The following is a 25,839-nucleotide window of genomic DNA, read 5'->3' as shown; positions in this document are numbered from 1 at the left end:
CGCCCTCGCTTAGATTTCAGCAGCCAGTTGGTTAACCAGCTCTGCGTGCGCGTTTTGATCGATTGTGGCACCCAGGATCTTCGCAGCACCACCAACGGCCAGGCTACCCACTTGGGCGCGCAGCGCGTCTTTGACACTGTTGATTTCCTGTTCGATCTCGGCCTGAGCCTGAGCCTTCACACGGTCAGCTTCGACGCGAGCCTGTTCACGGGCTTCGTCGACAATCTGAGAACCGCGCTTCTTGGCTTGCTCGATGATTTCAGCTGCCTGAGCTTTCGCTTCGCGCAGTTGCTGACCCACTTTCTCGTGGGCCAACTCCAGGTCGCGAGCTGCTCGGCTGGCAGCGTCCAGTCCATCCGCGATCTTCTTTTGACGTTCACGCAGCGCCGTAATGACCGGAGGCCATACGAACTTCATGCAGAACAGTACAAAAATCAGGAACGCAACGGACTGGCCAATCAGGGTCGCATTAATGTTCACGCCAACACCTCGCAGTTACGTTGTCCATCACATCAAATTACTCGGAAGATCCGAGTAATTAGCCAGCGATCTGACCAACGAACGGGTTCGCAAAGGTGAAGAACAGAGCGATACCAACACCGATCATGGTTACGGCGTCGAGCAGACCGGCAACGATGAACATTTTAACTTGCAGCATTGGAACCATTTCTGGTTGACGCGCAGCGCCTTCCAGGAACTTGCCGCCCAACAGGCCGAAACCAATTGCGGTACCCAGTGCGCCCAGGCCGATCAACAGTGCAACAGCGATAGCGGTTAGACCAACTACAGTTTCCATCTTTCCTCCCGACTTTTACGTCGTATGGTTTAGGTTTTTTTAATTTAAAGCGGTAAAACAAATCGTTTCATCAAGCCCGTGATGGGCCCCCTCCCGCCGAGACGAGAGGGACATCAGACTAGCCGAAGCCAGCCTTAATGGTTCTCTTCGTGTGCCATCGACAGGTAGACGATGGTCAGCATCATGAAGATAAACGCCTGCAGGGTGATGATCAGGATGTGGAACACAGCCCACGCCCACTGCAGAACAATGCCCAGGCCGCTAAGCCAGAGCAGACCACTGCCGAACATCACAGCGATCAGAATAAACACCAGTTCGCCGGCATACATGTTGCCGAACAGACGCAGTGCCAGCGAGATTGGCTTGGCGATCAGCGTCACGAACTCCAGCAGGAAGTTCACCGGGATCAGCAGGGCTTGAACGAAAATGTTCTTGCTGCCGAACGGGTGCAGGGTCAGTTCGCCGATGAAGCCGCCGATGCCCTTGACCTTGATGCTGTAGAAAATGATCAGCGCGAATACCGAGAACGCCATGCCCAGAGTTGCGTTCGGGTCAGTGGTCGATACAGCGCGGAATGGGATGTGCGGATCGCCGCTGATGGCCATGGCCAGTTGCGGAATCCAGTCGACCGGAACCAGGTCGACGGCGTTCATCAGGAACACCCAGACGAAGATGGTCAGTGCCAGCGGTGCAATCACCGGGCTACGGCCATGGAAGCTGTCTTTCACGCTGCCATCGACGAATTCGACCAATACTTCAACGAAGTTCTGCAAGGCACCCGGTTGACCGGAAGTTGCTTTCTTCGCCGCCATGCGGAAAAGAAGAACGAAGATCAGACCCAATGCGACCGACCAGCCGAGGGTATCGACGTGGAAAGCCCAGAAGCCCATTTCCTTGGCTTCTGCTGCGGTGTGGGCAAAGCCCCAGCCGCCGGTAGGATGCTGACCGAAAGTCAGGTTCTGCAAGTGGTGCTGGATATAGCCCGAAGCGGTTGTCTCTGCCATGGTTGCCTCAAACGCCCTAAGGTCTCGAAAGTCTTGTTCTCATCAGCAGGGGAGCGAACCAGCTGACCAGTTGGGTCAACACAAAGACACCGAAGACTGCTAACGGCGCCAATGGCTTCACACCTGCGAACGTCAGTGCAAACAGCACTGCCGTTAAAATCAGTTTGCCCGCCTCGCCGGCATAAAATGACCGGACGATGGCTTGAGCTGCTCGGGCGCCGGAAAACCGAAATGCCCTGTGAGCGAAATAAACATTGGGAAGCAAAGCTATCAGGCCTCCGCAGAGTCCCGAGTATCCGGCTACGACTCCATGCCATTGCCAGAGCGCCAAAGCGGCTACCAGCACAACGACAAACTGAGCCAGCAACACCGGAAAAACCGCCAAGCGATGGAACGGCAAGCGGTTTGGCGTGCGTGTTTCCATCACTCTTGCTCCTCAAAGGTCGGCTGCCAGAACGCAATGACTTGGCATAATTTGTGCCGACAAAATGCGCGCAGAGTATAGGGGCGGTTCAGCCCCTATTCAACTGTCAGGTAGTGATTTCCGACTGCACGCTACATGAGGAAATGTTTCAGCGGATGTGTGCAAGGACACCTTGAAGCTCATCCAGTGAATTATAGCCAATCACCAACTGGCCTTTTCCCTTCTTCCCGTGGCGGATCTGCACCGCAGAGCCTAGGCGCTCGGCCAGACGCTGTTCCAGACGGGCGATATCCGGATCCGGTTTGACCGGTTCCACCGCCTCCGGTTTGCCACTCAACCACTGGCGAACCAGGGCTTCAGTCTGGCGCACGGTAAGGCCCCGTGCGACAACGTGTCGCGCCCCTTCAACCTGTTGATTTTCCGGCAAACCCAGCAAAGCACGGGCATGACCCATTTCCAGATCGCCATGGGACAACATGGTCTTGATGACTTCCGGCAAGGCGATCAGGCGCAACAGGTTGGCCACAGTCACCCGGGATTTGCCCACGGCATCGGCGACTTGCTGCTGCGTCAGCTGGAATTCCTGCTGCAGGCGCTGCAACGCAACGGCTTCCTCGATTGGATTGAGGTCTTCGCGCTGGATGTTCTCGATCAGCGCCATGGCGACGGCAGTTTCATCCGAGACTTCACGGACCATCGCCGGGATAGTTTCCTGGCCGGCCTGTTGGCTCGCACGCCAGCGACGCTCACCGGCGATGATTTCAAAGCGACCGCCACCAATGGGGCGCACCACGATGGGTTGCATCACGCCCTGGGCCTTGATCGATTGCGCCAGCTCTTCCAGTGCCTGCGGATCCATGTCGCGACGCGGCTGGTATTTACCACGCTGCAGCAGGTCCAGGGGCAGGTGTTGCAGCTCACGCTGTTCCGCCTGCACCGCCTGTTCTTCCAGCGCGCTGACAGTCGGACCACTCAGCAGTGCATCCAGTCCACGTCCGAGACCTCGTTTCTTGACGGCCATGGGGATTCCTTAAGTTGCCTGAGCAGCGGTGGCACGTGAGTGTTTGCGTTGGCGGCGAACCATCTCGCCAGCCAATGCCAGGTAGGCAATGGCGCCACGCGATGATTTGTCATAGGCCAACGCCGGCATGCCATAGCTCGGCGCTTCGGCCAGGCGGATGTTGCGCGGGATAACCGTGTCGTACAACTGTTCGCCGAAGTGCTCCTTGAGCTGGGCCGACACATCGTTCATCAGGCTCAGGCGCGGGTCGTACATGGTCCGCAGCAGGCCTTCGACCTTCAGGTTCGGGTTCAACAGTTCAGCGATACGCTTGATGTTATCCACAAGGTCGCTCAAACCCTCGAGGGCAAAGTATTCGCACTGCATGGGGATAATTACCCCATCGGCGGCAACCAGCGCATTCAGCGTGAGCATCGACAGCGACGGCGGGCAGTCGATCAGAATGTAGTCGTAACTCTCGCGAATCGGCGCCAGGGCGCTGCGCAGACGACTTTCCTTCATCTGCATTTCCAGCAGCACCACTTCGGCTGCCGTCAGGTCGCGGTTGGCTGGAAGCAACTGGTAGCCACCGTGTTCGGAGTAATGCATGGCCTGGGCCAGGTCGCATTCGCCGATCAACAGGTCGTAGACCGAGTTTTCCAGGCCGTGTTTATCCACACCGCTACCCATGGTGGCGTTGCCCTGTGGATCAAGATCGATCAGCAGCACCCGGCGCTTGGTGGCGACCAGGGATGCTGCGAGGTTGATGCAGGTGGTGGTCTTGCCCACACCACCTTTCTGGTTCGCAATCGCGAATACCTTAGCCATTCTTGCTTGTGTTCCCAATCATGCCGTGCGGCGCAGTATCAGCAGATGGCGTTGGCCTTGGCAACCAGGTACGGCCAAGGCGTGTTCGCTATCGAGGTGGAAGTCTGCCGGCAATGCTACCAGCTCATCCGCGGGATGAACGCCCTTCATTGCCAGCCAACGTGTGTCGCGGTCGCCGAGGTGGCGTGTCCAGTTGCTGAAGTTCTCCATGCTGCTGAACGCCCGGGAGATGATCCCGTTGAAAGGCAGTGGCGGCTGGAAAGCTTCGACGCGACTGTGGATAACTTGCAGGTTATCCAGCTTGAGTTCGAGTTTGACCTGGGTCAGGAAGCGGGTTTTCTTGCCATTGCTGTCCAGGCAGGTGACCTGCGACTCCGGAAACAGGATGGCCAGCGGAATACCCGGCATGCCGCCGCCGCTGCCAACATCCAGCCAGCGACCGTTTTCGATAAACGACATGACGCTGAGGCTGTCGAGCAAATGCCGCGAAACCATTTCGTCCGGATCACGCACGGCCGTCAGGTTGTAGGCCTTGTTCCATTTGATCAACAGGGCCAGGTAACCCAGCAGTTGCTCGTGCTGGCTGGCGCTCAGGTTGACGCCCAACTGGCGGGCGCCTGTGGATAATTCTTCGGCGTGTTGCGCGGTGACCAACGAACTCAAGCGCTTTGCTCCAACTGACGGCCTGCGCCGCGTTTTTTCAAATGAATCATCAACAGCGAAATCGCCGCCGGGGTCACACCCGGGATTCGCGAAGCCTGGCCCAGGGTCTCCGGGCGCGTCGCACCGAGCTTGCTCTGGATCTCTTTGGAAAGACCGGAAATGCCCGTGTAATCGATATCCACAGGCAGTTTGGTGTCTTCGCTGGCACGCAGGCGGGCGATTTCGTCCTGTTGACGGTCGATGTAGCCAGCGTACTTGGTCTTGATTTCTACCTGTTCGGCGACCTGTGGGTCCTCGGCGCCTTCACCGGTGACCGAGATCAGCCCAGCGTAGTCGATTTCCGGACGGGTCAGCAGGCTCAGCAGGTTGTACTCGTGAGTTAGCGGCGTGCCGAATTTTTCCGCGATGGCATCGCCTTGCGCAGTGCCGGGACGAACCCAGGTGCTTTTCAGGCGCTGTTCTTCAAGCTCGATGGCTTCACGCTTGTTGCAGAATGCGGCCCAACGCACGTCATCGACCAGGCCCAACTCACGGCCTTTTTCGGTCAAACGCAGGTCGGCGTTGTCTTCACGCAGGATCAATCGGTATTCCGCCCGGGAAGTAAACATCCGGTACGGTTCCTGAGTCCCGAGGGTGATCAGGTCGTCGACCAGTACCCCGATGTACGCTTCATCGCGACGCGGGCACCAACTGTCCCTGCCCTGCGCACGCAGTGCGGCGTTGGTCCCGGCCAGCAAACCCTGGGCGCCGGCCTCTTCGTAACCGGTGGTGCCGTTGATCTGGCCGGCAAAGAACAGGCCGCCAATGACTTTGGTTTCCAGGCTGTACTTCAGGTCGCGCGGATCGAAGTAGTCGTACTCAATGGCATAGCCTGGGCGAACGATGTGGGCGTTTTCCATGCCGCGAATCGATTGCACGATCTGCAACTGGACGTCGAACGGCAGGGATGTGGATATCCCGTTCGGGTACAGCTCGTGAGTGGTCAAACCTTCTGGCTCGATGAAGACCTGGTGGCTTTCCTTATCGGCAAAGCGATGGATCTTGTCTTCGATCGACGGGCAGTAGCGTGGGCCAATACCTTCGATCACGCCTGAGTACATCGGCGAACGGTCGAGGTTCGAGGCGATGATCTCGTGAGTGCGGGCGTTGGTGTGGGTAATCCAGCAGCTGACCTGCTGTGGATGTTGCTCCTTGGAACCGAGGAACGACATCACCGGGATCGGGGTATCCCCCGGTTGCTCGGTCATCACCGAGAAATCCACAGAACGGCCATCGATACGCGGCGGCGTACCGGTTTTCAGGCGGCCGACGCGCAAGGGCAGTTCACGCAGACGGTTGGCCAGGGCGATCGACGGTGGATCGCCGGCACGGCCGCCGGAAAAATTCTGCATGCCGATGTGGATAAGTCCACCGAGGAAGGTACCGGTGGTCAACACCACCGAATCCGCGAAGAAACGCAGACCCATTTGAGTAACAACACCGCGTACCTGGTCCTGCTCGACGATCAGGTCATCGGCCGCCTGTTGAAATATCCACAGGTTGGGCTGGTTTTCGAGAATCTCGCGCACCGCGGCCTTGTACAGAACGCGGTCGGCCTGGGCGCGGGTGGCGCGCACGGCTGGGCCTTTGCGGCTGTTCAAGACGCGAAACTGAATACCACCTTTGTCAGTGGCCATGGCCATCGCGCCGCCAAGGGCGTCGATTTCCTTGACCAGGTGGCTTTTGCCGATCCCGCCAATCGCGGGATTGCAGCTCATTGCTCCGAGGGTTTCCACGTTATGCGTCAGCAACAGGGTCTTTACCCCCATACGTGCTGATGCAAGTGCTGCCTCGGTACCGGCATGACCGCCGCCGATGACGATCACTTCAAAACGGGAAGGGAAATCCACCACGCACCTCGTGCCTGCTGCAGTTAGGTAATCAGAAAGAGTTTGGGCTCAGGTTTTCGGACCTGGTCGACAAGTATAGGGACTTCGCCCTTCCTAAAGAACCCTTTGCACAAAAATTAACCAGCTGTGGGTAAGTCGCGAACAATAGAAATTAAAAAGAAAGAAATTTATAAAAGCTTTCTTTTTATGTTTATTTCTATGCGCCTACATTTCTGTGGATAACGTGCTGTACCCCTTTATATTCAATGTGTACAGCGATTCAAAAGTCTGTGGTCATCTAGGCCGGAGGCCATGGGATAAGCGGAATAAGCCTGTGGATGAATGAGGTGATTATCCACAGGGGCGGTTTTCCTCAGTTTTGGTGGCCTGTTATCAACTGAGCTTAAAGGCAGTTATTCACAGGGCTTAATCCACAGAGGAAGACACTTTGGGCTGGATGTCGGGCACGGGAAAACGACCCGACGCGACGAAAAGCCGCTCGGGATCTGAAAAAGGTTGGGAATGTTGGAAGCGTGACAGGTAATGAGGGGTCAGCGATGGAGCGAAACTGCTGCCTGGCTCGGCGTTTCGCCCTTCATTCGAGCGTGCAGAAGGCTATTTGCCGATGCAGAAACTGGAAAAAATCCTGCCCAACAGGTCATCCGAACTGAACTCGCCGGTAATTTCTCCGAGCGATTGTTGTGCCTGACGCAGATCTTCAGCCAGGAGTTCGCCGGCACCGGCCAGCGTCAGTTGTGCATGACCGTGTTCGAGTGAAGCGCTGGCATGGCGCAGGGCCTCCAGGTGACGACGACGGGCGCTGAAGCTGCTCTCTGACGTCTGCTCATAGCCCATGCAGGCCTTGAGATGATCGCGCAATAGCTCCAGGCCCTCTCCTGCCGCCTTGGCGCTCAGGCTGATGGTGACATGGCCATCATCGCAAACCTGTAGCTCAATCGCTTCCCCGGTCAGGTCCGCCTTGTTGCGGATCAGCGTCACTTTGCCCGGGTCAGGGCGCTGCTCGAGGAATTCCGGCCACAAGGCGAACGGGTCCAGGGCCTCAGGCGCTGTCGCGTCGACAACCAGCAACACTCGATCGGCCTCGGAGATGGCCTTCAATGCGCGCTCCACACCAATTTTTTCGACCTGGTCATCGGTATCTCGCAGGCCTGCGGTGTCGACGACGTGCAACGGCATACCGTCGATGTGGATATGTTCGCGCAGGATATCCCGGGTCGTGCCTGCGATTTCGGTGACGATTGCCGCTTCGCGACCCGCCAGGGCATTGAGCAGACTGGATTTACCGGCATTGGGCCGGCCGGCAATCACTACAGTCATCCCGTCACGCAGCAATGCGCCCTGCCCGGCTTCACTTAGCACCGTGGATAACTCGTCGCGAACGGCATCGAGCAGGCTCAGGACGTGGCCATCAGCGAGAAAATCAATTTCTTCTTCCGGGAAGTCGATTGCCGCCTCGACGTAGATGCGCAATGCAATCAGTTGCTCGGTCAGCTTATGCACACGTTGCGAAAACGCGCCCTGCAGGGAGCGCAACGCATTGCGCGCGGCTTGCGCGGAGCTGGCTTCAATCAGGTCGGCAATCGCTTCGGCTTGCGCCAGGTCGAGCTTGTCGTTGAGAAACGCACGCTCGCTGAACTCACCCGGCCGCGCCAGGCGGCAGCCCAATTGCAGACAGCGCTGCAGCAACATGTCCAGAACGATTGGGCCACCGTGCCCCTGCAGTTCCAACACATCCTCACCGGTGAATGAGTTGGGTCCTGGGAAGTACAAGGCGATGCCTTCGTCCAACACGTCCTGCTCGGCACTGAAGAACGGGCCGTAATGGGCGTAGCGTGGCTTGAGTTCGCGACCACTGATGGCCTTCGCCGAAGCGCTGGCCAAAGGCCCGGAAATACGCACGATACCGACGCCCCCACGGCCCTGGGCGGTGGCGACGGCGGCGATGGTTTCACGAGGAACGCTCATAAACCGATATCCCGAGAAAAATGACAGAAAGCAAAACGCCCCACGAGGGGGCGTTTTGAATGGTTACACACTGACCGGATTAAGCCTCGGCTTTTTTCGTCGCGGCTTCGATCTTGCGAGTGATGTACCACTGTTGCGCGATCGACAGGCAGTTGTTGACTACCCAGTACAGCACCAGACCAGCTGGGAACCACAGGAAGAAGAAGGTGAAGATGATCGGCATCAGCTTCATCACCTTCGCCTGCATCGGATCCGGTGGAGTCGGGTTCAACTGCTGCTGGATGAACATGGTTGCACCCATGATGATCGGCAGAATGAAGAACGGATCCTTGATCGACAGGTCAGTAATCCACAGCATGAATGGAGCCTGGCGCATTTCGACGCTTTCCAGGAGTACCCAGTACAACGACAGGAATACCGGCATCTGCACGAGGATTGGCAAGCAACCACCCAGCGGATTGATCTTCTCTTTCTTGTACAGCTCCATCATGGCTTGCGACATTTTCTGCCGGTCGTCGCCATGTTGCTCTTTCAGTGCAGCCAGTTTCGGTGCCACTGCACGCATGCGTGCCATCGACTTGTAGCTGGCCGCCGACAGCGGGAAGAAGATCCCTTTGATCAGCATGGTCAGGAAGATGATCGACCAGCCCCAGTTACCCACAATCGCGTGGATATGTTGCAGCAGCCAGAAGATCGGCTGGGCGATGAACCACAGGATGCCGTAGTCGACGGTCAGTTCCAGGCCTGGGGATAACTCTTTGAGTACCGCCTGGCTTTTCGGACCTGCGTACAGGGTAGCGCTGGTTTCAGCCTTGGCACCTGGCGCAACGGTCAACGCCGGGCCAGTGAAACCGATGATGTAGTTGCCTTGGCTGTCCTTGCGGGTCTGCACCACGTTGCTGTCGTTCTTGGCTGGAATCCAGGCAGTCACGAAGTAGTGTTGCAGCCAGGCGACCCAGCCACCGTTGACGGTTTCTTTCAGCGCGCCCTTGTCGATATCTTTCATCGACACTTTTTTGTACGGCTCGGCACTTGTCCACAGGGCGGCGCCCAGGTAAGTGGCGGTACCGGTAGCAGTGGTGGACGATGGATCGGCACTGGCATCACGCTTGAGCTGGGCAAACAGGTTGCCGGTCCAGGCCTTGTCGCTGGTGTTGTCGATCAGATAAGTGACTTTCAGATCGTACAAACCGCGAGTGAAGGTGAAGCGCTTGATGTAGTTGACCCCAGCGTCGCTGAATTTCAGGTCAACGTTCAGCTGGTTCTGACCAGCTGCCAGTTGATAAGTCTTCTTTTCGGTCGAGTAAACCGGACGACCGGTAGGTCGTGCGTCCGGACCGTTGGTACCGGTCAGGCCACTTTGAGCCAGATAAGTACGTTCGCTGCCGTTATCGAACAGCTGGAACGGAATTTCCGGATGGTCCTGGCGACGTGGATACAGCGGCAGCATCAGCTGGGCAATATCACCACCTTGAGGATCGATTGCCAGATCGAGCACATCCGTTTTGACGTGGATGAGGTCTTTGTTGGCAATTACCGGAGTTTCGGTAGGGGTGCTGGTATCGGCATTCGCGCTGGGTACATCGGCACTGGCGGAAGCATTGTTACCAAGCGGGACGTCCGGAATAGCCGGTGCATTCTGATTGGCAGCAACATTCTGAGTCGGCAGGGCAGCCTGACCATAATCCTGGTTCCATTTAAGAACCATGACGTAGGACACGATTGCCAGGGCGACGATCAGGATCGTGCGTTTAATATCCATGATTACTCGGCCATCGAAGAAGAACGGGAGGTAGGGATAGGTGGAACCGGGTCATAACCACCGGGATTCCACGGATGACAGCGACCTAAACGACGAAAGGTCAGCCAGCCACCGCGCAGAAGGCCATGATTTTCGATGGCTTCATACGCGTAGCAGGAACAACTGGGGTAGAAACGACAGTGACTGGCCATCAGGGGACTAATGGCGTAGCGATAAAACTGGATCGGAACGAGTGCCAGTTTACGCATCGGTGCTGTCTACCCCTACAGTTTCGGTTTTCGCTGCTGGTACTGGCGAGTTGCGTGCCAGACGCTTCCAGAGCTTGCCGAAATGCTGAATCAATTCGGGGTTTTCTACGTCACCCAAACCTTTGCGCGCGACGATAACGATATCCCACCCGACCAGAGTTTCCTGGTGGAGGCGAAACGATTCGCGCATCAGACGTTTGAGGCGATTGCGCTGAACGGAGAGCTTTACGCTCTTTTTCCCGATAACCAGCCCTAGACGGGGGTGATCAAGATCGTTGGCGCGTGCAAGGAGCAGGAGATTTTTCCCCGGAACCTTGCCGGTAGGGGAGTCAAAGACTGCCTTGAAATGCCGGGGGGTCAGCAAACGCTTTTCCCGACTGAAGTCCTGACTCACCTCCAGTACCGGATTATCAAACTGCCAGACGCGCACGACCTTTGGCGCGACGACGCGACAGGACTGCGCGGCCGTTCTTGGTAGCCATGCGAGCACGGAAACCGTGGGTACGAGCGCGTTTGATAGTGCTTGGTTGGAAAGTACGTTTCATGTCGTGTTACCTGGTTCGTCCACAACGGGCCGGAATGGCCCCCGTTTTAAGAGACCGGGGATTCTAGAGAAAGCAAGCCTCTAGGTCAATTTCCAACCAGCGTTTCCTTTAAATGGTCATTCAGGTGCTTCGTCCTTGAAAGGTCACCGGTCAAAGATAAAAATAAAGAAGGAAAGTATTTAAAGCTTTTCTGTAAAACTTATAAAAGCTAGTGCCGGCTTCATCTGTGGATAACTGGCTTCAGGCCTTCTATCTCAAGCTGTACAGAGAATGACAACTACCGTGGAAAACGGTGATGAGCCTGTGCTGCAGCGGCGGATAACCTGTGTGTGGAACGGGTGGTTATCCACAGGCTGGTTATCCACCGAGTTTTGCTCACACTTGTGCAAAGACCTCAGACGGGTTTATCCACAGGGCTTATTCACAGACCGCTGGTCGTGTTTTTCGTCGATAAAACCCTGTTTCTTCTGCACCTGTGAGCAACCTACGTGTGGATAAGTCTGCGTCCGCTCGCTACAATGGCCGCTTGTTTTTGCCTCACCGGCTTTCAACTTAGGGGATATCCGTGTCAGTGGAACTTTGGCAGCAGTGCGTGGAGCTTTTGCGCGATGAGCTGCCTGCCCAACAATTCAACACTTGGATCCGTCCACTACAGGTCGAAGCCGAAGGCGACGAGTTGCGTGTCTACGCACCGAATCGCTTTGTTCTCGACTGGGTCAATGAAAAGTACCTGGGCCGCGTGCTCGAACTGCTCGATGAGCACGGCAACGGCATGGCGCCCGCGCTGTCCTTATTAATAGGTAGCAAGCGCAGCTCGGCTCCGCGGGCGGCACCGAATGCGCCACTCGCCGCTGCGGCCTCGCAAGCCCAGGCTGCCGCCGCCGCGCCAGCACCGGTCAGCGCGCCAGCCCCTGCTGCACCGAGCAAACGCTCAACGCAGAAAGTGGTCGAGGAGACGCAAGAGCCATCACGCGACAGCTTCGACCCCATGGCTGGCGCCAGCTCTCAGCAAGCCCCGGTACGTGCGGAACAACGCACCGTGCAGGTTGAAGGCGCGCTCAAGCACACCAGCTACCTGAACCGCACCTTTACCTTCGAGAATTTCGTCGAAGGCAAGTCCAACCAATTGGCCCGTGCGGCAGCCTGGCAAGTGGCGGACAACCCCAAGCATGGCTACAACCCGCTGTTTCTGTATGGCGGTGTGGGCCTGGGTAAAACCCACTTGATGCACGCTGTGGGTAACCATCTATTAAAGAAGAATCCGAATGCCAAGGTGGTGTACCTGCATTCCGAGCGCTTCGTCGCGGACATGGTCAAGGCGCTGCAGTTGAACGCTATCAACGAGTTCAAGCGCTTCTACCGTTCGGTCGATGCCTTGCTCATCGATGACATTCAATTCTTCGCCCGTAAGGAACGTTCCCAGGAAGAGTTTTTCCATACCTTCAACGCCCTCCTTGAAGGCGGCCAGCAGGTCATTCTCACCAGTGACCGCTACCCGAAGGAAATCGAAGGTCTGGAGGAGCGCCTGAAGTCGCGTTTCGGCTGGGGGCTGACGGTGGCCGTCGAGCCGCCGGAACTTGAGACCCGTGTCGCGATTCTGATGAAGAAGGCCGACCAGGCTAAAGTTGACCTGCCGCACGATGCGGCGTTCTTCATTGCCCAGCGCATTCGTTCCAACGTCCGTGAGCTCGAGGGTGCACTCAAGCGGGTCATCGCTCACTCGCACTTCATGGGCCGTGATATCACCATCGAGTTGATTCGCGAATCCCTGAAGGACTTGCTGGCGTTGCAGGACAAACTGGTCTCTGTGGATAACATTCAGCGCACCGTCGCCGAATACTACAAGATCAAGATTTCGGATCTGCTGTCCAAGCGCCGTTCGCGTTCGGTAGCCCGTCCGCGGCAAGTGGCCATGGCCTTGTCCAAGGAATTGACCAACCACAGCCTGCCGGAAATCGGCGATGTGTTTGGCGGTCGTGACCACACCACGGTTTTGCACGCCTGCCGCAAGATCAACGAACTTAAGGAATCCGACGCGGATATTCGCGAGGACTACAAGAACCTGCTGCGTACATTGACCACTTGATGAACACCAGCGCAGCTTATTAAGGCAAGGGACTAGACCATGCATTTCACCATTCAACGCGAAGCCCTGTTGAAACCCCTGCAACTGGTCGCAGGCGTCGTCGAGCGCCGACAGACCTTGCCAGTGCTTTCCAACGTGCTGTTGGTTGTCGAAGGCCAGCAGTTGTCGCTGACCGGTACTGACCTTGAAGTCGAACTGGTCGGTCGTGTACAGCTTGAAGAACCAGCCGAGCCCGGCGAAATCACCGTTCCGGCGCGCAAGCTGATGGACATCTGCAAGAGCCTGCCGAACGATGCGCTGATCGACATCAAGGTCGATGAGCAAAAGCTGGTGGTTAAGGCCGGCCGTAGCCGTTTCACCCTGTCGACGCTGCCAGCCAATGACTTCCCGACGGTAGAAGAAGGCCCTGGCTCGCTCACCTGCAGCCTGGAACAAAGCAAACTGCGTCGTTTGATCGAGCGCACCAGCTTCGCCATGGCCCAGCAGGATGTGCGCTATTACCTCAACGGTATGCTCCTCGAAGTCTCGGCCGGGATCATTCGTGCCGTAGCGACCGACGGCCATCGCCTGGCCATGTGCTCGATGCAGGCCGACATCGGCCAACCGGATCGTCACCAGGTCATCGTTCCACGCAAAGGCATCCTGGAGCTTGCGCGCTTGCTCACCGAGCCGGATGGCAACGTCAGTATCGTCCTGGGTCAGCATCACATTCGCGCCACCACCGGCGAGTTCACCTTCACCTCGAAGCTGGTCGACGGCAAGTTCCCGGATTACGAGCGTGTGCTGCCTAAAGGTGGTGACAAGCTGGTGCTGGGCGATCGTCAGGCACTGCGTGAAGCCTTCAGCCGTACGGCGATCCTGTCCAACGAAAAGTACCGCGGCATTCGCCTGCAATTGGCCAATGGCCAGTTGAAGATCCAGGCCAATAACCCGGAACAGGAAGAGGCTGAAGAAGAAGTTGGCGTTGAATACAACGGCGGCTCGCTGGAAATCGGCTTCAACGTCAGCTATCTGCTGGACGTGCTGGGCGTGATGACCACCGAGCAGGTGCGTCTGATCCTGTCGGACTCCAACAGCAGTGCGCTGGTGCAAGAGTCCGACAACGACGATTCGGCTTACGTTGTCATGCCGATGCGTCTGTAAACATGTCCTGTAGCCGCTAGATGTCTCTCAGTCGCGTCTCGGTCACCGCGGTGCGCAATCTGCACCCGGTGACCTTCTCCCCCTCTCCCCGCATCAATATCTTGTACGGCGCCAACGGCAGCGGTAAAACCAGTGTGCTGGAAGCCGTCCATCTACTCGGTCTTGCCCGTTCGTTCCGTAGCACCCGCTTGTTGCCGGTTATCCAGTACGAGCAGTTGGCCTGCACCGTCTTCGGTCAGGTCGAGTTGGCGGAAGGTGGCCACAGCGCGCTCGGTATATCGAGGGATCGCCAGGGAGAGTTTCAAATTCGCATCGACGGGCAAAACGCTCGTAGTGCCGCGCAGCTGGCAGAAATCCTGCCACTGCAGCTGATCAACCCTGACAGTTTTCGCTTGTTGGAAGGTGCACCGAAGATCCGCCGGCAGTTTCTTGATTGGGGCGTGTTTCACGTGGAACCGCGTTTCATGTCGACCTGGCAGCGTCTGCAGAAGGCCCTGCGCCAGAGAAACTCTTGGCTGCGGCATGGTACACTTGACGCCGTTTCGCAAGCGGTTTGGGACAGAGAATTGTGCCAGGCCAGCGCTGAAATTGATGAATACCGTCGCGCTTATATCAAAGCCTTGAAACCAGTCTTTGAACAAACCTTGAGCGAGCTCGTCGAACTCGAAGGTTTGACGCTGAGCTATTACCGGGGGTGGGACAAGGAGCGTGAGCTGAGTGCCGTGCTCGCTGCGTCCGTCCACCGGGATCAGCAAATGGGGCATACCCAGGCCGGGCCACAACGCGCTGATTTGCGTCTTAGATTGGGCGCCCACAATGCTGCGGACATTCTGTCTCGCGGACAGCAAAAGCTGGTGGTTTGCGCGTTGCGAATTGCCCAAGGGCATCTGGTGAGCCAGGCCCGGCGCGGCCAATGTATTTATCTGGTGGATGATTTGCCGTCCGAGCTGGATGAGCAACACCGCCGTGCGCTTTGCCGTTTGCTGGAAGACTTACGCTGCCAGGTGTTTATCACCTGTGTAGATCACGAATTATTGAGGGAAGGCTGGCAGACGGAAACGCCAGTCGCCCTGTTCCACGTGGAACAGGGCCGTATCACCCAGACCCACGACCATCGGGAGTGAAGGCATGAGCGAAGAAAATACGTACGACTCAACGAGCATTAAAGTGCTGAAAGGCCTGGATGCCGTACGCAAACGTCCCGGTATGTACATTGGTGACACAGACGATGGCAGCGGTCTGCACCACATGGTGTTCGAGGTGGTCGATAACTCGATCGACGAAGCCCTGGCTGGCTACTGCGACGACATCAGCATCATCATCCACCCGGATGAGTCCATCACCGTTCGCGACAACGGCCGTGGCATCCCGGTAGACGTGCACAAAGAGGAAGGCGTTTCCGCCGCCGAGGTCATCATGACCGTCCTCCACGCTGGCGGTAAGTTCGACGACAACTCCTATAAAGTATCCGGCGGTCTGCACGGTGTAGGTGTGTCAGTAGTGAACGCCCTCTCCGAAGAGCTGGTCCTGACGGTGCGCCGCAGTGGCAAGATCTGGGAACAGACTTATGTTCACGGTGTTCCACAAGCTCCAATGGCTATCGTTGGCGACAGCGAAACCACCGGCACCCAGATCCACTTCAAGGCCTCCAGTGAGACCTTCAAGAACATCCATTTCAGCTGGGACATCCTGGCCAAGCGGATTCGTGAACTGTCCTTCCTCAACTCCGGTGTCGGCATCGTCCTCAAAGACGAGCGCAGCGGCAAGGAAGAGCTGTTCAAATACGAAGGTGGCTTGCGTGCGTTCGTTGAATACCTGAACACCAACAAGACTGCGGTCAACCAGGTGTTCCATTTCAACATCCAGCGTGAAGACGGCATTGGCGTGGAAATCGCCCTGCAGTGGAACGACAGCTTCAACGAGAACCTGTTGTGCTTCACCAACAACATTCCTCAGCGCGATGGCGGTACTCACCTGGTGGGTTTCCGTTCCGCACTGACCCGTAACCTGAACACCTACATCGAAGCCGAAGGCCTGGCGAAGAAGCACAAAGTTGCCACCACTGGTGACGATGCTCGTGAAGGTCTGACTGCGATTATTTCGGTGAAAGTTCCGGATCCGAAGTTCAGCTCCCAGACCAAGGACAAGCTGGTGTCTTCCGAAGTGAAGACCGCTGTCGAACAGGAAATGGGCAAGTACTTCTCCGACTTCCTGCTGGAAAACCCGAACGAAGCCAAGCTGGTTGTCGGCAAGATGATCGACGCCGCTCGTGCCCGTGAAGCGGCGCGTAAAGCCCGTGAGATGACCCGCCGTAAAGGCGCGCTGGACATCGCCGGCCTGCCGGGCAAGCTGGCTGACTGCCAGGAAAAAGACCCTGCCCTCTCCGAACTGTACCTCGTGGAAGGTGACTCTGCTGGCGGCTCCGCCAAGCAGGGACGCAACCGTCGTACCCAAGCCATCCTGCCGTTGAAGGGCAAGATCCTCAACGTCGAGAAGGCACGCTTCGACAAGATGATCTCTTCCCAGGAAGTGGGCACCTTGATCACGGCGCTGGGCTGCGGTATCGGTCGTGAGGAATACAACATCGACAAACTGCGTTACCACAACATCATCATCATGACCGATGCTGACGTCGACGGTTCGCACATCCGTACCCTGCTGCTGACCTTCTTCTTCCGTCAGTTGCCGGAGCTAATCGAGCGTGGCTACATCTACATCGCCCAGCCGCCGTTGTACAAAGTGAAGAAAGGCAAGCAAGAGCAATACATCAAAGACGACGACGCCATGGAAGAGTACATGACGCAGTCGGCCCTGGAAGATGCGAGCCTGCACCTGAACGAAGACGCACCGGGCATCTCCGGCGGCGCGCTGGAACGCCTGGTGAATGATTTCCGCCTGGTGATGAAGACCCTCAAGCGTCTTTCGCGCCTGTACCCACAGGAGCTGACCGAGCACTTCATCTACCTGCCGCCGGTGAGCATGGAGCAGCTGTCCGATCATGCAGCGATGCAGGATTGGCTGGCCCAGTACGAAGTGCGTCTGCGCACTGTCGAGAAGTCGGGCCTGGTCTACAAAGCCAGCCTGCGTGAAGACCGGGAGCGTAACGTGTGGCTGCCGGAAGTCGAGCTGATCTCCCACGGCCTGTCGAACTACGTCACCTTCAACCGTGATTTCTTCAGCAGTAACGACTACAAGACCGTTGTGTCCCTGGGCGCTCAGCTGAGCACCTTGCTCGACGACGGTGCTTACATCCAGCGCGGCGAGCGCAAGAAGCCAGTCACCGAGTTCAAGGAAGCCCTTGAGTGGTTGATGGCTGAAAGCACCAAGCGTCACACCATCCAGCGCTACAAAGGTCTGGGTGAAATGAACCCGGATCAGCTGTGGGAAACCACCATGGACCCAAGCCAACGTCGGATGCTCAAAGTGACCATCGAAGACGCCATTGGCGCGGATCAGATCTTCAACACCCTGATGGGTGATGCGGTCGAACCACGTCGTGACTTCATTGAAAGCAACGCCCTGGCAGTGTCGAACCTGGATTTCTGATCCACCGTTCACGCAGCGAGTACGAAAAAGGCCAACGCTTTGCGTTGGCCTTTTTTATGGGCGTGGCTCAAGTTTCAGGTATAAAAAAACCGGCTTGAATAGCCGGTTTTTTGGGGCACTGAAAAAACTTATGCACGTTTTTCCGAGTTTAATCAGCTTAAGAAATATGTAATTAAATCATAGGCTTAAGTAGCAGCTGAAACGATAATCGGGAAAACCGTACACAGCTTATCCACAGAAACTCAAATAGCCTGAGTCTCTGCCGCAGACGTGAGTGGCGGCAGGGAGCCCATGTCCCGCTGGGTCTGCTCATTCCAGGCGGCCGCGCGGTCGTTCAGTTCTGCGATAGCTCGAGGACCTGTGCCTTCGGCATACATCGGGGCACCAATGACGACGGTGATCACCCCAGGCTTTTTCGCCCAGCCGGTTTTTGGCCAGAACTTGCCGGCGTTGTGCGCAATCGGCAGGACCGGTAGCTCCGCGTTGACCGCAAGCGCCGTGCCACCGCGGGAGAACTTGCCGACGGTACCGAACGGGACGCGGGTACCTTCTGGAAAGATCAGCACCCAGACGTTGTCCTTGAGCAGTTCATCGCCCTTCTTCGCCACGTGCTTGAGAGCGGCCTTCGGGTTGTCGCGGTCGATCGCAATCGGTCGCAGCATCGCCATCGCCCAGCCAAAGAACGGCACGAACAGCAGTTCGCGCTTGAGTACCTGACTCAAGGGCTGGAAGTACGCCGAGAGGAAGAATGTCTCCCAAGTGCTCTGGTGGTTCGACAGGATCACGCAAGGTCGCTGTGGGACGTTTTCCGCGCCTTTGATTTCATAGCGGATGCCCAGGAACACTTTGCTCAGCCAAAGGGCACAGCGGCACCAGTAGACGTTGATAAAGCGATAACGCGCCTTGAACGGCAGGAACGGCGCGATGAAAAAGCTCAGGCTGCACCACAGCAGCGAACTGGTGCCCAGCAGCAGGTAAAAAAGAAAGGTTCTGATTGCCTGCAAGATCGACATGGTCGCGTTTACCGTTGCGGGTCAGTGCCCGCCTTCCAAAAGCGCGCTCTGAACAGTCCCACGACAGGCTGCCAGAATCGCTCTAGTTGTTAATAAGTTCTGCGGCAATTGCCGCCAGATCGTCAAAAATCAGCGTACCTGCCGGCAGGGTCTTGGCCAGCGTCTTCTCGCCCTTCCCGGTTTTCACCAGAACAGGCTGAGAATCGACGGCTTTTGCGGCCTCCAGGTCACCGAGACTGTCGCCGACGAACCACAGGTGGGTCAGCGACACGTCGTAATGAGCGGCAATGGTTTTCAACATGCCGGGTTTTGGCTTGCGACAGTCACAGCCTTCGTCTGGCCCGTGGGGGCAATAGACGATCAGGCCGAGTTCACCGCCCTGCTCGGCCACCAACTCGCGCAAACGCGCGTGCATGGCCTCCAGGGTGGCGATGTCGTAATAGCCACGAGCAATGCCCGACTGGTTGGTAGCCACGGCTACCGTCCAGCCGGCCTTGCTCAACTGCGCGATCGCCTCGATCGAGCCCGGCAGCGGAATCCACTCCGCCACCGATTTGATGTAAGCGTCGGAGTCGTAATTGATGACCCCATCCCGATCGAGAATCAGCAGTTTCAAACGGTCTTACCCCAGCAACGAAATGTCGGCGACGCCCAGGAACAGGCCACGCAGACGCGCCAGCAGCGCGTAGCGGTTGGCGCGCACGTTGGCGTCCTCGGCATTCACCATCACGGCTTCGAAGAACGCATCCACCGGCTCGCGCAAGGCAGCCAGGCGCGCCAACGACTCGCGATATTGACGAGCTGCGGCCATCGGTTGTACCGCCTGGTCGGCTTGTTGAATAGCCGAATACAGCGAGAACTCGTTGGCGTTGTCGAAGTACTTGGCTTCGACGGTGGTCGGCACGCTGCCTTCGAGCTTGCTCAGCAGGTTCGACACGCGCTTGTTCACGGCAGCCAGGGCCGCGGCTTCCGGCAATTGGCGGAATGCCTGCACGGCTTGCACGCGCTGGTCGAAATCCAGGGCCGAACCCGGGTTCAGGGCACGGACCGACAGGTAGGTGGCAACATCCACGCCTTCGTCTTCGTAGCGCGCACGCAGACGGTCGAAGATGAATTCCAGCACCGCGTCAGCCAGGCCGGCAGCCTTGACCTTCGGACCGAACGCCGCAACGGCGAAGGCCACCGCGTCGGTCAGGTCGAGGTCGAGCTTCTTGTCGATCAGGATGCGCAATACGCCCAGGGCCGCACGACGCAGGGCGTACGGGTCCTTGCTACCTGTTGGCAACATGCCGATGCCGAAGATCCCGACCAGGGTGTCGAGCTTGTCGGCAATCGCCACGGCTGCACCGGTCAGGGTGCTTGGCAGTTCAGCGCCGGCACCGCGCGGCATGTACTGCTCGTTCAGTGCCAGGGCAACGTCTTCTGGTTCGCCATCATTGAGGGCGTAGTAGTAACCGGCGACGCCTTGCATCTCCGGGAACTCGCCGACCATTTCGGTCGCCAGGTCGCACTTGGACAGCAGGCCCGCACGCGCCGCCCATTGGGCGTTGCCGCCGATGTGTGGGGCGATGAACGCGGCCAGCTTGGAAACGCGCTCGGCCTTGTCGTAGACGCTGCCGAGTTTTTCCTGGAACACCACGTTCTGCAGGCGCAGGTTGAAGTCTTCGAGTTTCTGCTTCTTGTCTTGCTTGAAGAAGAATTCGGCGTCGGTCAGGCGTGGACGAACCACTTTCTCGTTGCCGTCGATGATCTGCTGCGGGTCTTTGCTTTCGATGTTGGCCACGGTGATGAAACGTGGCAGCAACTTGCCGTCGGCATCCAGCAGGCAGAAGTACTTCTGGTTGTCCTGCATGGTGGTGATCAGGGCTTCTTGCGGCACATCGAGGAAGCGTTCCTCGAACGAGCACACCAGCGGCACTGGCCACTCGACCAGGGCAGTCACTTCGTCCAGCAGGTTGGCGGGAACGATCGCCGTGCCTTCCTGACGGGTCGCCAGTTCTTCGGTGCGCTTGCTGATGATTTCGCGACGCTCGTTGGCGTCGGCCAGCACGTATGCGGCGCGCAGGTCGGCCAGATAGCTGGACGGCGAACCGATGCGCACGTTTTGCGGGTGATGGAAGCGGTGGCCGCGGGAATCGCGACCGGCTTTCTGTGCCAGGATGGTGCAGTCGATGACCTGGTCACCCAGCAGCATCACCAGCCATTGCGTTGGACGAACGAATTCTTCCTTGCGCGCGCCCCAACGCATGCGTTTCGGGATCGGCAGGTCATTCAGGGAATCTTCGACGATGGTCGGCAACAGACTGGCGGTCGGCTTGCCGGCGATGTTCTGGCTGTAGCGCAGCTTTGGACCGCTCTGATCGATTTCGCTCAGGTCGACGCCGCACTTCTTGGCAAAGCCCAAAGCCGCTTGGGTCGGGTTGCCTTCGGCGTCGAATGCGGCCTGGCGTGGCGGGCCGTCGAGGTTGATGCTGCGATCCGGTTGCTGGGTCGCCAGCGCGGTGATCAGCACGGCAAGGCGGCGCGGTGCGGCATACACGCTCTTGGCTTCAAAGCCCAGGCCGGCGGCCAGCAGGCCTTTTTCGATACCGGCCAGGAAGGCCTCGGCCAGGGTATTCAGGGCCTTGGGTGGCAGCTCTTCGGTGCCCAGTTCAACCAGGAAATCTTGCGCACTCATTGTGCAGCCTCCAGCTTGGCCAGTACTTCGTCACGCAGGTCCGGGGTCGCCATCGGGAAGCCCAGCTTGGCGCGGGCCAGCAGGTAGGCTTGCGCAACGGAACGCGCCAGGGTGCGCACACGCAGGATGTATTGCTGACGCGCGGTCACCGAGATCGCCCGGCGCGCATCCAGCAGGTTGAAGGTATGCGAAGCCTTCAGCACCATTTCGTAGCTTGGCAGCGGCAGCGGCTGATCCAGTTCGATCAGGCGCTTGGCTTCGCTTTCGTAGAAATCGAACAGCTCGAACAGTTTCTCGACGTTGGCGTGCTCGAAGTTGTAGGTCGACTGCTCCACTTCATTCTGGTGGAACACGTCGCCGTACGTAACCTTGCCCATCGGGCCGTCAGCCCAGACCAGGTCGTAGACCGAATCGACGCCCTGCAGGTACATGGCCAGGCGTTCCAGGCCGTAGGTAATTTCGCCGGTCACCGGGTAGCACTCGATGCCGCCCGCTTGCTGGAAGTAAGTGAATTGGGTCACTTCCATGCCGTTGAGCCAGACTTCCCAGCCCAGGCCCCAGGCGCCCAGGGTCGGCGATTCCCAGTTGTCCTCGACGAAACGGATATCGTGCACCAGCGGGTCGAGGCCCACGTGCTTGAGGGAGCCCAGGTACAGCTCCTGGAAGTTGTCCGGGTTCGGCTTCAGGACTACCTGGAACTGGTAGTAATGCTGCAGGCGATTCGGGTTTTCGCCATAGCGGCCGTCAGTCGGGCGACGACTGGGCTGCACATAAGCGGCGTTCCAGGTTTCCGGGCCAATGGCGCGCAGGAATGTGGCGGTATGGAAAGTGCCGGCGCCTACTTCCATATCGTAGGGCTGAAGTACCACACAACCTTGCTCGGCCCAGTATTGCTGGAGGGCGAGGATCAAGTCTTGGAAGGTACGCACGGCTGGCGTAGGCTGGCTCACGAAATTCACCTGTTTCTTGGGCTGCGATTTAAAGAGCGGGAGTATACCCGATTCGTTCGTGCGCACGCCCCCTGGAGCCTTATGCCACGCTGCTTTTGGTGTTCCGAAGATCCGCTGTACATGGCTTATCACGATCAGGAGTGGGGCGTGCCGCTACGCGACGCGCAGCGCTTGTTCGAGTTGCTTTTGCTCGAAGGGTTCCAGGCCGGTCTGTCCTGGATCACCGTGCTGAAGAAGCGCGAGCGCTATCGGGAAGTGTTGTACGGCTTCGATGTGCAGCGCGTGGCGCAGATGAGCGATGCTGAAATCGACGACTTGATGCTCGACCCCGGGATCATCCGCAACCGCCTGAAGCTCAAGGCCGCGCGTCGCAACGCCCAGGCCTGGTTGGCGCTGGAGGATCCGGTGGCGTTTCTCTGGTCGTTTGTCGGCGGCGTGCCAACGGTCAATCATTTCCAGGACCGCACCCAGGTACCGGCCGTCACGCCCGCGGCCGTGGAAATGAGTCGTGGGCTGAAAAAGGCCGGCTTCACGTTCGTCGGCCCGACCATCTGTTATGCCCTGATGCAGGCCTCGGGCATGGTCATGGACCACACGCTCGATTGTGATCGTTACGCCGAGTTGGCGGCGGGCGGTTAGAATAGCCGGCTCGCAACAGGATTCAGACAACAGGAGTGACCTGTGGATAAGTTTAAAGGCGCCTTGCTGGTAGGCGCTCTGCGGTTGTTTGCCCTGCTCCCGTGGCGGGCCGTGCAGGCGGTCGGTTCGGCGATTGGCTGGGTAATGTGGAAAACCCCCAACCGTTCCCGCGACGTGGTGCGCATCAACCTCGCCAAGTGCTTTCCCGAGATGGACCCCGCCGAGCGCGAGCGTCTGGTAGGGCAAAGCCTCAAGGACATCGGCAAGTCCCTGACCGAAAGTGCCTGCGCGTGGATCTGGCCGGCCCAGCGCTCCATCGATCTGGTGCGTGAAGTCGAAGGCCTGGACGTGCTCAAGGACGCCCTGGCGTCGGGCAAGGGCGTGGTCGGCATCACCAGTCACCTGGGCAACTGGGAAGTGCTCAATCACTTCTATTGCAGCCAGTGCAAACCGATCATTTTCTACCGTCCGCCCAAGCTCAAGGCGGTGGATGAACTGCTGCGCAAGCAGCGGGTGCAGTTGGGCAATCGGGTGGCAGCTTCCACCAAGGAAGGCATCCTCAGCGTGATCAAGGAAGTGCGCAAAGGTGGCGCCGTGGGTATTCCGGCTGATCCGGAGCCGGCTGAATCCGCCGGGATCTTCGTGCCCTTCTTCGCCACCCAGGCCCTGACCAGCAAGTTCGTGCCGAACATGCTGGCCGGCGGCAAGGCGGTCGGAGTGTTCCTGCATGCCCTGCGCCTGCCCGACGGCTCAGGCTACAAAGTGATCCTCGAAGCGGCCCCCGAAGACATGTACAGCACCGATACCGAGACGTCCTGTGCGGCGATGAGCAAGGTGGTCGAGCGTTATGTGCGGGCCTATCCGAGCCAGTACATGTGGAGCATGAAGCGCTTCAAGAAGCGTCCACCGGGTGAAGAACGCTGGTACTGAGACCAGCGCCTACAGGTGGCGGTCGAGTTTCTTGAGGAACACCGCCATCTCTTTCTCTGCCTGCTTGTCACCATGGGCTTGCGCCGCGCTGATCCCCTGCTCCCAGGCCCAGCGCGCCGCCGCATGATCTTCCAAGCCCAGCAGCGCCTTGCCCAGCAGCTTCCACGCCGCCGAATACTTCGGATCGAACTCGACGCATTTGCGCAGATGTTCGGCAGCCTTGGCGTTGTCCTTCAAGTCCAGATAACCCTTGCCCAGGCCAAAGCGCAGCAATGAGTTATCCACACCCTTGGCGAGCATCTTTTCCAGCGACTCCAGCATCTGAAAACCTCCTGGTGAGTGTCAGAAAAAGCTCAAGCCCACGTGGAACAGCTTCTCCACGTCGCGGATGTGCTTTTTATCCACAAGGAACAGAATCACGTGGTCACCGGCTTCGATCACTGTGTCGTCGTGGGCGATCAGCACTTCTTCGTCGCGGATGATTGCGCCAATGGTGGCGCCGGGCGGCAATGCAATGTTTTCGATGGCCTTGCCGATGACCTTGCTCGACTTCGCGTCGCCGTGGGCAATTGCCTCGATCGCCTCAGCCGCGCCGCGGCGCAGTGAGTGCACGCTGACGATGTCGCCGCGGCGTACGTGCGCCAGCAGGGTACCGATGGTCGCCAGTTGCGGGCTGATGGCAATATCGATGTCGCCGCCCTGGATCAGGTCGACGTAGGCGGGGTTGTTGATGATGGTCATCACCTTCTTCGCGCCCAGGCGCTTGGCCAGCAGCGACGACATGATGTTGGCTTCATCGTCGTTGGTCAGCGCGAGGAAGATATCGGCGTCGGCAATGTTTTCTTCCAGCAGCAAATCCCGGTCCGAGGCACTGCCCTGCAAGACCACGGTGCTGTCGAGGGTGTCCGACAGGTAACGGCAGCGGGCCGGGCTCATCTCGATGATCTTCACCTGGTAGCGGCTCTCGATGGCCTCGGCCAGGCGTTCGCCAATCTGCCCACCGCCGGCAATCACGATGCGTTTGTAGCTCTCGTCGAGCCGGCGCATTTCGCTCATCACTGCGCGAATATTCGCTTTGGCGGCAATGAAGAATACTTCGTCGTCCGCTTCGATCACCGTATCGCCTTGCGGCAGGATCGGCCGGTCGCGACGAAAAATCGCCGCCACTCGGGTATCGACATTCGGCATGTGTTCGCGCAACTGTCGCAGTTGCTGCCCCACCAGCGGCCCGCCGTAATAGGCCTTGACCGCTACCAACTGCGCCTTGCCCTCGGCGAAGTCGATGACTTGCAGGGCGCCGGGGTGCTGGATCAAGCGCTTGATGTAGTTGGTCACCACTTGTTCCGGACTGATCAGCACGTCCACTGGAATCGCGTCGTTGTCGAACAGGTCGGCGCGGGTCAGGTAGGACGCTTCGCGGACCCGGGCGATCTTGGTGGGGGTGTGGAACAGGGTGTGGGCCACCTGGCAGGCGACCATGTTGGTTTCGTCGCTGTTGGTCACCGCCACCAGCATGTCGGCGTCGTCGGCACCGGCCGAGCGCAATACGGTCGGCAGCGAGCCGCGCCCTTGCACGGTGCGAATGTCGAGGCGATCGCCAAGGTCGCGCAGGCGTTCGCCGTCGGTGTCGACCACGGTAATGTCATTGGCTTCGCTGGCCAGGTGCTCTGCCAGCGATCCACCCACCTGCCCTGCGCCGAGGATGATGATTTTCATCCAGTCACTCCCTTG

Annotated in this window: 25 protein-coding genes; 6 read left to right on the top strand and 19 right to left on the bottom strand. The window is 58.3% G+C overall.

Annotated elements, in window-relative coordinates:
• Window positions 1–9 precede the first annotated feature (9 nt).
• The 13 genes from ACZYR5_RS04745 to rpmH form a co-directional block, all read right to left on the bottom strand.
• Complete coding sequence (locus ACZYR5_RS04745) at window positions 10–480, bottom strand: F0F1 ATP synthase subunit B (protein WP_489088952.1); 471 nt, start codon at window positions 478–480, stop codon at window positions 10–12.
• Between the two features lie 58 nt (window positions 481–538).
• The gene (atpE, locus tag ACZYR5_RS04740; RefSeq protein WP_003097235.1) at window positions 539–796 is read right to left on the bottom strand and encodes a F0F1 ATP synthase subunit C; all 258 of its coding nucleotides are present in this window, start codon (window positions 794–796) and stop codon (window positions 539–541) included.
• A 134-nt stretch (window positions 797–930) separates the two neighbouring features.
• A complete protein-coding gene (gene atpB, locus ACZYR5_RS04735; RefSeq protein ID WP_489088953.1) occupies window positions 931–1,800 on the bottom strand; it encodes a F0F1 ATP synthase subunit A in 870 nt (289 codons plus the stop codon).
• Between the two features lie 16 nt (window positions 1,801–1,816).
• Window positions 1,817–2,224, bottom strand: a complete 408-nt coding sequence (locus ACZYR5_RS04730) for a F0F1 ATP synthase subunit I (RefSeq protein ID WP_347902911.1) — start codon at window positions 2,222–2,224, stop codon at window positions 1,817–1,819.
• A 148-nt stretch (window positions 2,225–2,372) separates the two neighbouring features.
• Window positions 2,373–3,245, bottom strand: a complete 873-nt coding sequence (locus tag ACZYR5_RS04725; RefSeq protein ID WP_489088954.1) for a ParB/RepB/Spo0J family partition protein — start codon at window positions 3,243–3,245, stop codon at window positions 2,373–2,375.
• 9 nt (window positions 3,246–3,254) lie between these two features.
• The gene (locus ACZYR5_RS04720) at window positions 3,255–4,052 is read right to left on the bottom strand and encodes a ParA family protein (protein WP_489088955.1); all 798 of its coding nucleotides are present in this window, start codon (window positions 4,050–4,052) and stop codon (window positions 3,255–3,257) included.
• Between the two features lie 18 nt (window positions 4,053–4,070).
• Complete coding sequence (gene rsmG / locus ACZYR5_RS04715) at window positions 4,071–4,715, bottom strand: 16S rRNA (guanine(527)-N(7))-methyltransferase RsmG (RefSeq protein WP_489088956.1); 645 nt, start codon at window positions 4,713–4,715, stop codon at window positions 4,071–4,073.
• On the bottom strand, window positions 4,712–6,604 hold the full coding sequence (gene mnmG / locus ACZYR5_RS04710; protein ID WP_489088957.1) for a tRNA uridine-5-carboxymethylaminomethyl(34) synthesis enzyme MnmG: 1,893 nt from the start codon (window positions 6,602–6,604) through the stop codon (window positions 4,712–4,714). Before mnmG ends, rsmG begins: the two co-directional genes overlap by 4 nt.
• Before the next feature lie 594 nt (window positions 6,605–7,198).
• A complete protein-coding gene (gene mnmE, locus ACZYR5_RS04705; RefSeq protein WP_489088958.1) occupies window positions 7,199–8,569 on the bottom strand; it encodes a tRNA uridine-5-carboxymethylaminomethyl(34) synthesis GTPase MnmE in 1,371 nt (456 codons plus the stop codon).
• A gap of 79 nt (window positions 8,570–8,648) precedes the next feature.
• Complete coding sequence (yidC, locus tag ACZYR5_RS04700; RefSeq protein ID WP_489088959.1) at window positions 8,649–10,331, bottom strand: membrane protein insertase YidC; 1,683 nt, start codon at window positions 10,329–10,331, stop codon at window positions 8,649–8,651.
• Window positions 10,332–10,333: 2 nt separating this feature from the next.
• Window positions 10,334–10,579 carry a membrane protein insertion efficiency factor YidD gene (yidD, locus tag ACZYR5_RS04695; protein ID WP_010465488.1) on the bottom strand — a complete coding sequence of 82 codons (246 nt, stop codon included), beginning with the start codon at window positions 10,577–10,579 and terminating at the stop codon, window positions 10,334–10,336.
• Window positions 10,572–10,973, bottom strand: a complete 402-nt coding sequence (gene rnpA, locus ACZYR5_RS04690) for a ribonuclease P protein component (RefSeq protein WP_489089060.1) — start codon at window positions 10,971–10,973, stop codon at window positions 10,572–10,574. Before rnpA ends, yidD begins: the two co-directional genes overlap by 8 nt.
• 16 nt (window positions 10,974–10,989) lie before the next feature.
• Entirely contained in the window at window positions 10,990–11,124 is a 135-nt protein-coding gene (gene rpmH / locus ACZYR5_RS04685; protein WP_003213577.1) for a 50S ribosomal protein L34, read from the bottom strand.
• Window positions 11,125–11,689: 565 nt separating this feature from the next.
• On the opposite strand from rpmH, the gene dnaA reads away from it, so the two are divergent.
• Genes dnaA through gyrB form a run of 4 tightly spaced genes read left to right on the top strand, consistent with a single transcriptional unit; the run spans window position 11,690 to window position 17,899 of the window.
• Entirely contained in the window at window positions 11,690–13,210 is a 1,521-nt protein-coding gene (dnaA, locus tag ACZYR5_RS04680; protein ID WP_489088960.1) for a chromosomal replication initiator protein DnaA, read from the top strand.
• Between the two features lie 39 nt (window positions 13,211–13,249).
• Window positions 13,250–14,353 carry a DNA polymerase III subunit beta gene (gene dnaN, locus ACZYR5_RS04675; protein ID WP_044460382.1) on the top strand — a complete coding sequence of 368 codons (1,104 nt, stop codon included), beginning with the start codon at window positions 13,250–13,252 and terminating at the stop codon, window positions 14,351–14,353.
• 20 nt (window positions 14,354–14,373) lie between these two features.
• Window positions 14,374–15,477, top strand: a complete 1,104-nt coding sequence (gene recF, locus ACZYR5_RS04670; protein WP_489088961.1) for a DNA replication/repair protein RecF — start codon at window positions 14,374–14,376, stop codon at window positions 15,475–15,477.
• A gap of 4 nt (window positions 15,478–15,481) precedes the next feature.
• On the top strand, window positions 15,482–17,899 hold the full coding sequence (gene gyrB / locus ACZYR5_RS04665) for a DNA topoisomerase (ATP-hydrolyzing) subunit B (protein ID WP_489088962.1): 2,418 nt from the start codon (window positions 15,482–15,484) through the stop codon (window positions 17,897–17,899).
• A gap of 242 nt (window positions 17,900–18,141) precedes the next feature.
• Here the strand turns inward: gyrB and ACZYR5_RS04660 are convergent, their stop codons facing one another.
• From ACZYR5_RS04660 to glyQ, 4 genes are all read right to left on the bottom strand, one after another.
• Window positions 18,142–18,912: a lysophospholipid acyltransferase family protein gene (locus tag ACZYR5_RS04660; RefSeq protein WP_489088963.1), complete on the bottom strand. Its 771-nt coding sequence runs from the start codon at window positions 18,910–18,912 to the stop codon at window positions 18,142–18,144.
• An 82-nt stretch (window positions 18,913–18,994) separates the two neighbouring features.
• Window positions 18,995–19,528, bottom strand: coding sequence for a D-glycero-beta-D-manno-heptose 1,7-bisphosphate 7-phosphatase (gene gmhB / locus ACZYR5_RS04655; RefSeq protein WP_489088964.1), 534 nt, complete (start codon window positions 19,526–19,528; stop codon window positions 18,995–18,997).
• A 6-nt stretch (window positions 19,529–19,534) separates the two neighbouring features.
• On the bottom strand, window positions 19,535–21,589 hold the full coding sequence (gene glyS / locus ACZYR5_RS04650; RefSeq protein WP_489088965.1) for a glycine--tRNA ligase subunit beta: 2,055 nt from the start codon (window positions 21,587–21,589) through the stop codon (window positions 19,535–19,537).
• Window positions 21,586–22,539, bottom strand: a complete 954-nt coding sequence (glyQ, locus tag ACZYR5_RS04645) for a glycine--tRNA ligase subunit alpha (protein ID WP_008155694.1) — start codon at window positions 22,537–22,539, stop codon at window positions 21,586–21,588. The genes glyS and glyQ overlap by 4 nt, the downstream gene beginning before the upstream one ends.
• Before the next feature lie 81 nt (window positions 22,540–22,620).
• Between glyQ and tag the strand changes: the two genes are divergently transcribed.
• Both tag and ACZYR5_RS04635 read left to right on the top strand, forming a co-directional pair.
• Window positions 22,621–23,178: a DNA-3-methyladenine glycosylase I gene (tag, locus tag ACZYR5_RS04640; protein WP_489088966.1), complete on the top strand. Its 558-nt coding sequence runs from the start codon at window positions 22,621–22,623 to the stop codon at window positions 23,176–23,178.
• Window positions 23,179–23,220: 42 nt separating this feature from the next.
• Entirely contained in the window at window positions 23,221–24,108 is an 888-nt protein-coding gene (locus ACZYR5_RS04635) for a lysophospholipid acyltransferase (RefSeq protein WP_027616661.1), read from the top strand.
• A 9-nt stretch (window positions 24,109–24,117) separates the two neighbouring features.
• Here the strand turns inward: ACZYR5_RS04635 and ACZYR5_RS04630 are convergent, their stop codons facing one another.
• Window positions 24,118–24,429 carry a hypothetical protein gene (locus tag ACZYR5_RS04630; RefSeq protein ID WP_489088967.1) on the bottom strand — a complete coding sequence of 104 codons (312 nt, stop codon included), beginning with the start codon at window positions 24,427–24,429 and terminating at the stop codon, window positions 24,118–24,120.
• A 21-nt stretch (window positions 24,430–24,450) separates the two neighbouring features.
• Window positions 24,451–25,824 (bottom strand): Trk system potassium transporter TrkA, encoded by a 1,374-nt coding sequence (trkA, locus tag ACZYR5_RS04625; protein WP_027616659.1) that lies wholly within the window; start codon window positions 25,822–25,824, stop codon window positions 24,451–24,453.
• Window positions 25,825–25,839 lie beyond the last annotated feature (15 nt).

The sequence above is a fragment of the Pseudomonas sp. F007 genome (assembly GCF_057814275.1).
The sequence above is the reverse complement of the archived record's forward strand: the minus strand, read 5'-3'. Positions and strand labels throughout refer to the sequence as shown.